The 12,177-nt window shown below is 67.9% G+C and carries 12 protein-coding genes and 1 tRNA gene; 4 read left to right on the top strand and 9 right to left on the bottom strand.

Annotation, left to right across the window (positions count from 1 at the left end; translation table 11 throughout):
* Positions 1-7: 7 nt before the first annotated feature.
* Entirely contained in the window at positions 8-1,267 is a 1,260-nt protein-coding gene (locus P2T65_RS02530) for a glycosyltransferase family 4 protein (protein WP_055457406.1), read from the bottom strand.
* Between the two features lie 166 nt (positions 1,268-1,433).
* Between P2T65_RS02530 and P2T65_RS02525 the strand changes: the two genes are divergently transcribed.
* On the top strand, positions 1,434-2,858 hold the full coding sequence (locus P2T65_RS02525; protein WP_071924001.1) for an O-antigen ligase family protein: 1,425 nt from the start codon (positions 1,434-1,436) through the stop codon (positions 2,856-2,858).
* A gap of 3 nt (positions 2,859-2,861) precedes the next feature.
* On the opposite strand, the gene P2T65_RS02520 is transcribed toward P2T65_RS02525, so the two are convergent.
* From P2T65_RS02520 to P2T65_RS02510, 3 genes are all read right to left on the bottom strand, one after another.
* A complete protein-coding gene (locus P2T65_RS02520) occupies positions 2,862-3,695 on the bottom strand; it encodes a WecB/TagA/CpsF family glycosyltransferase (protein ID WP_055457408.1) in 834 nt (277 codons plus the stop codon).
* Positions 3,664-4,101 (bottom strand): hypothetical protein, encoded by a 438-nt coding sequence (locus tag P2T65_RS02515; RefSeq protein WP_055457409.1) that lies wholly within the window; start codon positions 4,099-4,101, stop codon positions 3,664-3,666. The genes P2T65_RS02520 and P2T65_RS02515 overlap by 32 nt, the downstream gene beginning before the upstream one ends.
* 186 nt (positions 4,102-4,287) lie before the next feature.
* Positions 4,288-4,866 carry a sugar transferase gene (locus P2T65_RS02510; protein WP_245282640.1) on the bottom strand — a complete coding sequence of 193 codons (579 nt, stop codon included), beginning with the start codon at positions 4,864-4,866 and terminating at the stop codon, positions 4,288-4,290.
* A 596-nt stretch (positions 4,867-5,462) separates the two neighbouring features.
* Here P2T65_RS02510 and P2T65_RS02505 point away from each other — a divergent pair.
* A complete protein-coding gene (locus tag P2T65_RS02505; protein WP_055457411.1) occupies positions 5,463-6,464 on the top strand; it encodes a UDP-glucuronic acid decarboxylase family protein in 1,002 nt (333 codons plus the stop codon).
* 20 nt (positions 6,465-6,484) lie between these two features.
* Here the strand turns inward: P2T65_RS02505 and P2T65_RS02500 are convergent, their stop codons facing one another.
* The 3 genes from P2T65_RS02500 to P2T65_RS02490 are packed head-to-tail and all read right to left on the bottom strand — an operon-like array spanning position 6,485 to position 8,624.
* Entirely contained in the window at positions 6,485-7,267 is a 783-nt protein-coding gene (locus P2T65_RS02500) for an SDR family oxidoreductase (RefSeq protein ID WP_276199131.1), read from the bottom strand.
* A gap of 26 nt (positions 7,268-7,293) precedes the next feature.
* On the bottom strand, positions 7,294-7,833 hold the full coding sequence (locus P2T65_RS02495; protein ID WP_055457413.1) for a 2,4'-dihydroxyacetophenone dioxygenase family protein: 540 nt from the start codon (positions 7,831-7,833) through the stop codon (positions 7,294-7,296).
* A gap of 17 nt (positions 7,834-7,850) precedes the next feature.
* Positions 7,851-8,624, bottom strand: a complete 774-nt coding sequence (locus P2T65_RS02490) for an SDR family oxidoreductase (RefSeq protein ID WP_055457414.1) — start codon at positions 8,622-8,624, stop codon at positions 7,851-7,853.
* Positions 8,625-8,877: 253 nt separating this feature from the next.
* Here P2T65_RS02490 and P2T65_RS02485 point away from each other — a divergent pair, with 253 nt between their 5' ends.
* Complete coding sequence (locus P2T65_RS02485) at positions 8,878-9,309, top strand: class I SAM-dependent methyltransferase (protein ID WP_276199130.1); 432 nt, start codon at positions 8,878-8,880, stop codon at positions 9,307-9,309.
* Between the two features lie 263 nt (positions 9,310-9,572).
* Here the strand turns inward: P2T65_RS02485 and P2T65_RS02480 are convergent.
* A tRNA-Lys gene (locus P2T65_RS02480) sits at positions 9,573-9,648 on the bottom strand.
* A 163-nt stretch (positions 9,649-9,811) separates the two neighbouring features.
* Positions 9,812-11,380 carry a 2-isopropylmalate synthase gene (locus P2T65_RS02475; RefSeq protein ID WP_055457415.1) on the bottom strand — a complete coding sequence of 523 codons (1,569 nt, stop codon included), beginning with the start codon at positions 11,378-11,380 and terminating at the stop codon, positions 9,812-9,814.
* Positions 11,381-11,826: 446 nt separating this feature from the next.
* On the opposite strand from P2T65_RS02475, the gene P2T65_RS02470 reads away from it, so the two are divergent.
* On the top strand, positions 11,827-12,159 hold the full coding sequence (locus P2T65_RS02470; protein ID WP_071924004.1) for a hypothetical protein: 333 nt from the start codon (positions 11,827-11,829) through the stop codon (positions 12,157-12,159).
* Positions 12,160-12,177: the final 18 nt, after the last annotated feature.

The raw sequence follows: 12,177 nt of genomic DNA, 5'->3' as shown, positions 1-12,177 counted from the left end.
GCACAGATCAGTCCCCCGCGACGTCCGACGGCACCGGCCGACAGTCGAGACCGATGACGCGGAAGAGGCCTTGATACACCGCCTCGGGCGAATGATGACGCTCGACATAGGCGAAGGCGGCAGCCCGGCAGGCGGCCCTCTTCCCGTCATCAGCCAGGAGCGCCTCGATGCGGATGGCGAAGGCCTCGCCGTCCGCGGCCTCGAGCACGCAGCCCGCGGCCTCCTCCTTCAGGCCGGCGCGCGCAAGCGGGCTCGCCACCACCGGCAGGCCGTGCGCCAGATAGTCGAGGAGCTTGACGTTGAGCCCGCTGCCGATGCGCTGCGGCGCGATGGCGAGTGCCGCGCGCGACAGGTACGGTGCAAGATCGGCCACGGCGCCATGCCGCTCCACCCCCCGCGGCAGATCGGGGAAAGCCGTGCCGATGGCGCCGACGACATCGAGGCGAATCTTCGGCCGCCGCCCCTGCAGGCGCGGCCAGACGTCGCCCAAAAACCATTCGAGGGCATCGACATTGGCCGGATTGTGCGAACCGACGAAGACGAGCCGATCGGGATCGGCGGCCGCCTGCGCAACACGCACCGCCCTGCGCGGCATCGAGGCGACCAGCACGGGCGGGGCAGCGGGATGGGCCGAGAGCTGCCGCGCCTCCTCCTCCTGGATCGCCACGGCGGCATCGAGGCCGCTGACGAGCCCCACCTCCTCGTTGAGCGTCATCGCCGGCACGTCAGGCAAACGCCCCTGCTCCACGAAACGGTGGTGGCGCAGCGACATGAGATCGTGAAGATAGACGATGCCGCGCGCGCCATGTGCCATGGCAAGGCGGGCAAGCGGCGCAAGAAAGACATAGTCCGCGATGACGGCGCGGCATGGTGCACGCGCCAGCTCGGCCTCGACCGTTGCGATCTCCCCGGCCGTCACGGGCAGGGTGGCCGGCCAGACGCCGGGCGAGCCCCGCCCGCTGCGCAGGATCCGCCCGGCGATCGCTCCGATGGCGCCGATCCACGGGCCGGGCCGCGTCGCGACGACCCACCGGCCCAGCCGCAGAGCCTGCGCGCAATGGAGGCGGTCGAAGCTGCCAGCGGGTAGGTCGATGCGCATGGCCGGCCGCCGCCCGAAGGCGCGCGCAGAGACGACGAGGAGGTCGACGCGCGCCCCTCGGTCCCGCAGCGCTTCGGCCAGCGCGACGAGAACGGCCGTGTTGCCGACGCGCGCATGGGTCGGCACCCGCCGCATGACGATGAGGATTCTCGGCCCCGCCTGCCCCAACGCATCTCCTCCGGCGTGGGACGCCTCCGCGCCCGCCCGCCGGCATCATTGTCGGGCCGGCCTTGCTCGGCCGCAAGGGGCACACTGCCGCCCGCCATGGACCGGTGCGGCAGACCTGAACTAGGATCGCGGCGCGGGAAGATCACGGGCAGGCGACCAAACAGCCATGACAGCAAGCGTTGCCAGCCATCCGGAAGGGGACCGCACGATCACGGCGCCGCAGGCCGTCCTCTCCACCCCCGCGCGCCTTCTCATCGCTGCCTGGGGCATCTTTCTCGGCCTGCTGCCCCTGCCGCTCGCGTCGAACCGTCCGCTGTTCTGGTGCATCAACGCTGTCGTTGCGGGCTGCTTCGTCGCGGCCGTCGCCCTGCTACGACCAGCGCCCACGCGCTTCGATGGCCTGATTCGCACCGGCCTTGCCCTGAGCGCGCTGCTTGCCACCGCCCTTCTCGGCTGGATGCTGGTGCAGGCGCTGATGCCGCTCGCACTTGGCTCTCCCCTTGCTGATCCGATCTGGGCGGCGGCTGCGGAGGCCCTTGGCGAGCCGCTGACGGCCCGCATCACCGCGGCGCCCTGGCAGACGCTGCTCGCGGCGCTGCGCTTCGCCACGGCCGCCGCCGTCTTCTGGGTGACCTTGCGGCTCGCCACGCACCCGGGCGGCGCCGCGGCCCTCCTGCGCTGGCTCATGTGGGCGAGCGCCGCCTATGCGCTCTACGGCCTGGTGCTCAACCTCATGGGGTCCAGCACCATCCTCTGGTTCGAGAAATGGGCCTATCGCGATTCGCTGACCGCCACCTTCGTCAACCGGAATGCCGCCGCGGCCTATTTCGGCATCGGCCTTCTCGCCGCGCTCGCGGAAGCGATCTGCGCCGTCCGGCGGCGGTCGGCGACTTCGCTCGCCTATCTGCTTCTGCTCCTCGTGCCGCTCGCCATCCTGGCCAACGCCATCGTCCTCACCGGCTCGCGCTCCGGCGCGGCCGCAACGGCCCTTGCGGCGGGCGTCGGCCTGCTGCTCCTCGTCAGCGTCCGGCGCGCGCCTGTCCTGATCGTCCCGCTCCTCGCCGTCATGCTCGTCGGCCTGGCGCTGGCGACCCTGCATGTCAGCGGCGCCCATCTGATGGCGCGCATCGAGGCCGACGGTGGATCGGGCCAGTCACGCCTGTGGCTCTACCGCACGGTCGCCGAGATGATCGCGGCCCGGCCGCTCACCGGCATCGGCGCCGGCACCTTCCAGCTCGTCTTCCCGGCGTGGCGCGAGCCGGGGCAGGAGATGTTTCTCATCTGGGCTCAGGCCCATAACATCTACCTGGAACTCGCCGTCGAGCTCGGCCTGCCGGCCGCGGCGGCCATGCTCCTGCTCGTCATGCTGCTCATGCTGATGTGCGCCCGCGCGCTGCGCCGCTCCGAGAGCGACTGGCACGTCGCGCTCTTCGCCCTGACGAGCTGGCTCCTGCTCGCGGTCCAGGGCCTCGTCGATTTCGCGCTCCAGTACCAGGCGATCACCTTGACCGCCGCCGCCGCCCTCGCCATGGGCATCGTCAGTGCGGCCAAGCCGGCGAGCGAACCAGCACGACCACGCCAAAGCCGATAAAAATCAGCTTCTTGCCTGCCGTTCCGGAATCACTTTCTGCGCACGGCGCAGGCCGTTTTCCCTGACCTCGCGCAGAAAGAGAAGCATCAAGGGCAGGAGCGAACCGGCATAGCGGCGCCAGAGGCGACGCGGCTCCTGCAGGAGGCGGTGCAGCCATTCGAGCCCGAGCGTCTGCATCAGCGCCGGCGCCCGCCGCTTGCGGCCGGCAAGAAACTCGAGCGCCGCCCCGATGCAGAAGGCCGTGCCGCAGCTGCGCCCCTCCTCCAGAATGGCAAGCGCGAGCCGCTCCGACTGCGGAGAGCCGACGGCGAGGAAGACGAAGCGCGCGGGATGCTCCGCCACGAAATCGAGCGCAGCCCGCCACGCCAGCGGGTTATGGGCCAATCCCATGGGCGGGGCATGGAAGTGCCAGCGGTACTGTGGAAAATGCTGCTGCAGCGCCTCGCCGAGCGCGGCATTCGCGCCAACCACGGCAAGCGTGTCGCCCGGCACGAGCACCTCGGCGAACAGCCTCTCCATCACGTCGGTGCCGTTGAGATGAGGCAGGTCGAGCCCCACGAGCTTGCCGAGACGCTCGATCTGGTGGCTGTCGCACCAGCACATCCAGGCCGCCTCGTAGGCGCCCAACAGGTCCGGCTGGCGGGACAGACGCACGACATGATCGACATTCGGCGTCGCCACATAGGCGAAGCGGTCTGCCGGGCTGCAGGCCTTCAGCCGGTGGAGCACCGCATCCTTGGGCAGAAGATCGAAGGGGGCGCCGAGGAACTTGATCCTTGGCGCGGCGAGCGGCTCGCGCGCCGCCTCAGCGGGACTTGCGGATCGGGCTGTCGGCACCTTGGCCCTCTGTCTTGCCGATCGATTTGCGAGCCGTCTCGCCGGCCCGCCGGCCTTCCCGCTCCTTCATCATCGCGGCGGTGCGCGCGAGGGCAGAAGCAGCGATGTCAACCTCGCCGAGACGCTCGGCAACGTCGTCCGGCCCACCAGCGGCCGCGTGGCGCACAGCACCGCTGCGCTGCGAATGCGCCAGCTCTAGCAGCAGGACGAGCATGAGGCCTCCGTTGAAAGCAAGGACGGCCGTTCCGGCGCCGGCCGCAAGGCCGGACCATCCACCGGACGCGCCGCCCGCAATGCCGCCTGCGACCGCGGCGAGAAAGGATCCGCCGGCCCAGGCGACGGCCTTGCCGCGCCGACCGGCGACGAGACCAAGGACCAGTGCCCCGAGAGCGATGGTGATCAGCATGGCGATACGTTCCACGGTTCTGGGAACGGAACATTGGGGCAGGATATCCCTGCCGGAGCGCATTCAGGCCTCTGATTGAATCGACAAGACCTTACCATTGTCCCGAATGCAGCTCCAGTCTCGCGCCCGACTGCTAAGAAGAGGTTTCGTTCCACATCGACCGCGGCCAGAAGGATCGGCGGCATGTCACGTCCCCGACCCGGTCCAGAACTCCCGCGCGGCCGTCACAACGAGAATGACGAGATCGAGCAGGAGGGAATAACGACGGATGTAGGCAAGATCGCAGATGACGCGCCGCGTGGCGTGCGTCGGGTCGGTGACCGCACCCCGCCAACCGGCCAGCTGGGCAAGGCCCGTCATGCCGGGCCGCACCAGATGGCGGAGCGGATAGGCAGGAACCACGGTTTCGTAGCGCTCGCCATTGACCAGCATACCGACGGGATGGGCGCGCGGCCCCACAAGCGACATGTCGCCCCGCAGCACGTTGATCAGTTGGGGCAGTTCGTCGAGGCTGCGCTGGCGCAGCACGGACCCGAGCGGCGTCACGCGCGGATCGTTGACAACGGTGTGTTTCACGCCCGTCGGATCGCCCCTATCAGCGTACATCGTCCGGAATTTCAACATGAAGAACGGTCGGCCGCCAAGGCCGACGCGCGGCGAGCCGAAGAAGACCGGCCCCCGGCTCGTCGCCTTGATGAGAAGCGCGATGACGAGGAGGACGGGCAGCAGCAGCAGCAAGCCGCCGAGCGCGCCGGTGATGTCCATGCCGCGCTTGCATGCCCGCGCGGTTCGTGGCCAGCGAACGCCCCGCTCCGAAAGGTCCTCGGCAAGCGCCGCAAGGTCGGCCGCTTCGTACCCGCCGCACCTCGCGGCCAGAAACCGATCCAGCCAGGACGGCGTCTTCACGCCACCTCCCGACGGTTTCTGCCCCAGCGTCGCCCTCTGGGCGCCGCTCCACGTCGACAACCGCATGAAGCAACTCATCATGCCATACGAACCGACGCCAATCCCCCACGGGACGGGCCCCTGCTCTTAGAACGACAGTTTAGATGATCTCCAAACAGGATACTACGGAAAGTTCTTGCCGTCGCGCGATCCTGAACCTTTGACGAATATCGTTAACATGAATGGAATAATGACGCAGAGCAACTTCAGCGGTCGCCTTATCGACAAGCACAGGTCCATTCGTTACCGCTCGTCCCGGGAACTGGGTTCACGTTGAAGAGAGTAACGCGCCTTTCGGCCGAATTCGGCGGCTCGCCGTTGCACCCGCGTTCACCTTCCGATTCAATTTGACTTGATATCTTCTTTCCGTTCGGGCCCAATTCGAGCACGACGGTCACGGCCGGACGGGGCGTCCCATGCGTCATATCGATATCGCTGACCGCTTGCCCTCCCGCGCATCGCGCACGGCCCTCGTCACGGGTGGTGCAGGCTTCCTCGGCTCCCATCTTTGCGAGGCGCTACTGCACAAGAAATACAACGTCATCTGCCTCGACAACTTCTTCACCGGTGACCGCAGCAACGTCGAAGGTCTGCTGCACAGCGACAAATTCGAGATCGTGCGCCATGACGTGACCGTGCCGGTCCAAATCGAGGCGAACGAGATCTACAATCTCGCCTGCCCGGCCTCGCCGCTGCACTATCAGGCTTCGCCGGTGGAAACGACGAAGACGAGCGTCCTCGGCGCCATCAACATGCTGGATCTCGCCCGCCGCCTTGGCGTCCGGATTCTCCAGGCCTCGACCTCGGAGGTTTACGGCGACCCGACCGAGCACCCGCAGCGGGAAAGCTACTGGGGCAATGTCAACCCCATCGGCTCGCGCGCCTGCTATGATGAAGGCAAACGTTGCGCCGAGACGCTGTTCTTCGATTATCACCGCGCCCACGGCGTACCGATCAAGGTGGCCCGCATCTTCAACACCTACGGGCCGCGCATGCATCCCAACGACGGGCGCGTGGTCTCCACCTTCATCGTGCAGGCGCTGACCGGGCAGGATCTGACGATCTTCGGCGACGGCACCCAGACGCGCTCGCTCTGCTACGTCGATGATCTCATCCGCGGCCTTGTCGGACTGATGGAAACCGACGGCAATGTCACCGGCCCCATCAATCTCGGCAATCCGGAGGAGGTGTCGATGGCGGAACTGGCGGAACTCGTGATTTCGCTCACCGGCTCGCGCTCGCATATCGTGCGACGCCCGCCGGCAGCGGATGATCCCCGCCAGCGCCGCCCCGACATCTCGCTGGCCGACGAGGTGCTCGACTGGCGCCCTACAGTGCCGATGAAGGTCGGCCTCGGCCGCACCATCGAGTATTTCGACGCCCTCCTGTCGCAGCGTGCGCCAGCGGTCTTTCCGTAACGACCGCCCGGCGCAGGCGCTCAGAAGGTGCCCGGATAGGCACCGCCGTCCATCAGCCAGTTCTGGCCGGTGATGTAGCCGGCGTGCACGCTGCAGAGGAAGGCGCAGGCTGCACCGAACTCGTCCGCTGTGCCGAGGCGCCCGGCCGGATTGGCCGCTGCCATGGCCGCGATCTCCTCTTCCAGCGTCCGTTCGCTCTGGGCGGCGCGCGCCGCAGCCGTACCGCGCAGCCTGTCTGTTTCGAACGGTCCTGGCAGCAGGTTATTGATGGTAACGCCGTACCGCACTGTCTTGCGCGACAAGCCGGCGATGAAGCCTGTGAGGCCGGAGCGCGCGCCGTTGGAGAGGCCGAGGATGTCGATCGGTGCCTTCACCGCGCTCGAGGTGATATTGACCACGCGGCCGAAACCGCGCTCCATCATGCCGTCGACCGTGGCCTGTATGAGCGCGATCGGCGTCAACATATTGGCGTCGAGCGCCTTGATCCAGTCCTCGCGCGACCAGTCGCGGAAGTCGCCGGGCGGCGGACCGCCGGCATTGTTGACGAGGATGTCGGGCGCCGGACAGGCGGCAAGCGCCGCCTCGCGCCCCTCAGCGGTCGCGATATCGCCCGCGACCGTCTGCACCCTGATGCCCGGCGCGGCGCGGCGGATCTCGTCCGCCGTCCTCTCCAAATCCGCAGGCGTGCGCGCCGTGATGGTGACATTGACGCCTTCGCGGGCCAGAGCAAGGGCGCAGCCCTTGCCGAGACCCTTGCTCGCCGCACAGACGAGGGCGTTGCGCCCTGCGATGCCGAAATCCATTGCTTTTTCCCTCGTGGTCGGTCCGCTCAGCGGATGAACTGGTCGATGTAGTCGGCGCCGAGGCCGTTCTTGGAATAATGCGCCCGGCACTTGTCGATGCGCGTGAAGACGTCGTCATAACCCACCGTCCTGCCGTCCGGATCGACGTAGATCATCGCCCCGTTGACCTGGAACAGGGTGATCATCTCCTCCACATGCGGGTCGACGACGAGCGTGTGCGTCTCGCCCGGCGCCTCGTAGGCATAGGAGCCCTCGCGCGCCACCCAGTCGTGCTCCAGATAGCGCCACTCGCCCTTCAGCACGAAGGCGTGCACCGGCTGCGGATGGCGATGGCGCGAGAGCACACCCGACTTGCGCACCTTGAGCAAGTTCATCCAGTAGCCGCGCGAGGCGGCCATCAGCAGCGGCCGGAACCAGACGTTCTCCTCCACCGGCACCCAGATGCGTTCGTCGTTGGGAATGGCATTGGGGATGACGAGCTCCGGCGGCGATTCCCTGGGCTGCGGATGGCGATAGGGCAGCCACTTCTCATCGATGCCGCTGGCGGCGGGATCTTGCCCGTTCATGTCTTGTCCTCCCGAAATCAGACCGTGAGATAGCCGCCATCGATGGCGAGGATGGCGCCGGTGATGAAGCGTGCCGCGGGCGACGCGAGGAAGACGGCGCCGCCCGCCACCTCCTCCGGCGTGCCCCAGCGCCCCATCGGCGTGCGGGAAAGAATGGCGCCGCTGCGCTCCTTATCCTTCTGCAGCGCCTCCGTCAGCGGCGTCGCGATCCAGCCGGGCGCGACCGCGTTGACGCGGATGCCGTCGGCGGCCCAAGCGGCAGCGAGGCTCTTCGTGAGCTGCGCGATGCCACCCTTGGAGGCACTGTAGGCCGGCACGCGCGGACCGCCGAAGAAAGACAGCATCGAGGCGACATTGACAATGGCGCCGCCGCTTTGCGCGAGCTTCGCCTTCGCACCGGCGCACATGCGCATCGTGCCGTTGAGATTGATATCGACCACGTCGGCGAAGACCTCGGGCTCGAACTCGACATCGCGGCGAATGACGCCGGCCGCATTCACCAGCACGTCGAGGCGCTCGAAGCCCGCAAGGAGGCCACTGATGGCTTCATTGTCGCGCACGTCGAGCGGCACGAAGGTGAGCCGCTCCCCGCCAGCCTCCGCGGCACGCTCGCATTCGGCGGCCGTCGCGCCCGTCGCGACGACGCCCGCGCCAAGAGTCGCAAAGGCCCTGGCGCAGCCGAGGCCGATGCCGCTCGTGCCACCCGTGACCAGCACGGACCGGCCGGCGAAGAGATCGGACGCGAAAGCCTGAGTGATCGCCGGGCCCGAGCCCGGTGTCGTTGCCGTCATGTTTCCTCCAGGCCGCGCCGCCGGCGCGGAAGCCTCTTTGGGCCGATTGTTGCGCGGGCTCGCAACCCTTGCCCTACCATCGACCATGTTGACGCCGAACGCCATTCGCGGGATGCAGGCGCGGGTTGTGCTGGCGCGGCAGCTCGCCCGTTGCCGCGCTCCCGGCGCTTGGCTTGCGCCGGTCTAGGGCGCTTGCCAGAATTCCATGATGCTTGCCGGCCTCCGCCGACGGGGCTATCGACCGGGACATCGCATGGGGACGGAACTCTCGCCGCGCCTGCGCGCCATTGTGGATGCCCTTCCACTGTCCAATGGCCTTCGCGTACTGGAAATCGGCTGCGGGCCCGGCGCGATGGCCCGCGCCATCGCGCAACGCATCGGCGACGGGCATGTGCTGGCGATCGATCGCTCGGCCAAGGTCATCGCGCAGGCACGAGCGCTCTCACAGGAGGAGATCGCTGCGGGGCGCCTGAGCCTGCGCCAGATGGCGGCCGAGGAATTCGAACGCGCGCCCGGCGAAGCGCCCTACGACATCGCGGTTGCCATTCGTGTCGGCGCGCTGGACGGCCGCTACCCCGAGGCTGGCCGCAGGATCAGGCGCCGCCTCGTCGCGGCCCTGTCGCCGCAGGGGCGGCTGTTCATCGACGGTGGCGATCCCCTGCGTGAGATCGCGCTCGACGATTGATCCTCTGTCTTTGCTAGCGATACGGTTGCTGACCGTCAGTCATGGATGGGAAGAGTCTCGCGCCCTCTCCCCCGTAACCCGGAGAAGCGACCTGGTCTCGCGACGGGACCGGTCATATCGCCTGCCGCCGCAGCCGCGGAACGGACGACATCCTTCCGTCGCCCATTGGGCCGGCAGCGCCCGCTTCTCCGCGCCGGAACGTCAGCCGGGCAAACGGGCGATGAACGGTACCATCGCAGAAAGTTTCAATTTCACTGAGTTGATGGTGGGCGCACTAGGGCTCGAACCTAGGACCCGCTGATTAAGAGTCAGCTGCTCTACCAACTGAGCTATGCGCCCATCAACATGCCGCACCAGCCATTGCCAGCGGAACGAGCGGGGAAGTAGCAAAGACCGCGGGGCTTGTCCAGCAGGTCCTGTTCATTTTTCCGTCACGGCCACGCGGCTGTGGATAGCCGCGGGCCGGGACAGGTGCGGCCCGGCAATGCCGGGCCGCCTTTCCTTATTCGGCGGCGTGGGCGTGCAGCCGCTCGCCGCGCATCAGCAGCTTGTTGAGGGCCGCGAGATAGGCGCGCGCCGAGGCGACCAGCGTGTCGGGATCGGCGCCCCGGCCGGTCACGGACGAGCCCTGCGCCGAGAGCCGCACCGACACCTCGGCCTGGGCATCGGTGCCCTCGGTCACCGCGTGCACCTGATAGAGGTCGAGCACGGCCTCGTGCGGCACCAGCGCCTTGATGGCGTTGAAGGTGGCGTCGACCGGGCCGTTGCCCTCCGCCTCCTCGGTGCGGATCTCGCCGCCGACGTCGAGCTTCATGGTCGCCCGCTGCGGGCCGCGCGTGCCGGCGATGATTGACAGCGACACCAGCTTGACGCGGTCGTGCGCCGTCAGGATCTCCTCGTCGACGAGCGCCTCGATGTCCTCGTCGTAGACGTTCTTCTTGCGGTCGGCGAGGTCCTTGAAGCGGCGGAAGGCATCCTCCAGCGCGTTCTCGCCGAGGTCGTAGCCCAGCGCCTTCAGCTTCTCGCGGAAGGCGTGGCGGCCCGAATGCTTGCCCATCACCAGCGACGTCTTGTTCACGCCGACGGATTCGGGCGTCATGATCTCGTAGGTGGAGGCGTTCTTCAGCATGCCGTCCTGGTGGATGCCGCTCTCGTGCGCGAAGGCGTTCCGCCCGACGATCGCCTTGTTGTACTGCACCGGGAAGGACGTGACCGCCGAGACGAGCTTGGAGGCCCGCGTCAGCATCGTCGTGTCGATGCCGGTCTCGTAGGGCAGAATGTCACGGCGCGTCCGGATGGCCATGACGATCTCTTCCAGCGCCGCATTGCCGGCGCGCTCGCCGAGACCGTTGATGGTGCACTCGACCTGGCGCGCGCCGCCCTCGACACCGGCCAGCGAATTGGCGACCGCGAGGCCGAGGTCGTCGTGGCAATGCACCGAGAAGATGGCCTTGTCGGCATTCGGCACCCGTTCGCGGATGGTCCGGAACATGGTGCGGTATTCGTCGGGCGTCGCGTAGCCGACCGTATCCGGCAGATTGATGGTAGTGGCGCCGGCTTTGATGGCGGCCTCCACGCAGCGGCACAGGTACTCGACCGGCGTGCGCGTCGCGTCCATGGCCGACCACTCGACGTCCTCGACGAGGTTGCGCGCCTGGGCCACCGTCGCGGCGATGATCTCCAGCACCTCCTCCTCGGACTTGCGCATCTGATGGGCGAGGTGGATCGGCGAGGTCGATACGAAGGTGTGGATGCGGCCGCGCTGCGCATGGCGCACCGCCTCCCCCGCCCGGGCGATGTCGCCGGGGATGGCGCGGGCGAGGCCGGCGATCACGGCGCGTTTGGTGCGCCGCGCGATCTCCGATACGGATTCGAAGTCGCCGACCGAGGCGATGGGGAAGCCCGCCTCGATGACGTCCACTCCCATCGTGTCGAGGAGTTCAGCGACCTCCAGCTTCTCCTCGAAGGTCATGGAGGCGCCGGGGCATTGTTCGCCGTCGCGCAGCGTCGTGTCGAAGATGATGACGCGGTCGCTCGCCTTCTTATCGGCGTCGGTCGTGGGATGGGTCATGGTGAACTGTCCTCTTCGGGCAGCACGGCACAGCGGCCGGCGCGTCGTCGAAATTCGTCGATGATCGAGATCTTCGCGTCATCCCCTGAGTGCCCAGGCATGCGTGCCCAGCCGGCGCTCAGGGGCGGCTAAGGAGAAGAAGCAGACCGGAAAGACGAAGAACGCCGAGCGCGCGCGACGATGCGGCGGCGGATGCCGCGTCTGCCATCGTCATGCTGGAGCCGGAAATGACCACGGCCCGTTCCCCTCGCGCTCGCCCAGCGCACCCGATGCGCTGGCGACATGTCCAGATTGCTTCTAAACGACGACACCCCGTGCTGACAAGCAACACTTTAGCGGCGAATGCACGGCAGGGCCCGTCGATCCGGCTCTTGCCATTGACGCGTCCCAATTGCCCGCCAAGGCTGCCGTGTCGCGATTCCACACCACAATGGAGAGGTTGAGACATGACGATCCGCGCGCTGCCGACGCTTTTCGGCGCAACCGTGCTGGCACTTTCCCTCGCCGCCTGCAACACGACGGGAGGCACGCCGGTGCCACAGCAGGCCGCCGCCACCCCGGCCGTGCCGCAGTTGCCGGGCGACAGCGCCTGCGCCCGCGAGATCAACACCTTCCGCGAGATCACCCGCCGCGACGTGGACACCGGCTATCTCAGCCCCACCGTCTACGCCAAGATGACGCCGGAAGTGGACAAGGCCGCGAGCACCTGCACGAGCGGCGCCGACCGCGACGCGGTCGCCATGCTGGCCGCCACCAAGTCGCGCTACGGCTATCGCTGAGCCGGACGACCGGCGGCA

Origin of the sequence: Chelatococcus sp. XZ-Ab1 (genome assembly GCF_029309855.1) — a bacterium.
GTDB lineage: Bacteria > Pseudomonadota > Alphaproteobacteria > Rhizobiales > Beijerinckiaceae > Chelatococcus_A > Chelatococcus_A sambhunathii.
The sequence above is the reverse complement of the archived record's forward strand: the minus strand, read 5'-3'. Positions and strand labels throughout refer to the sequence as shown.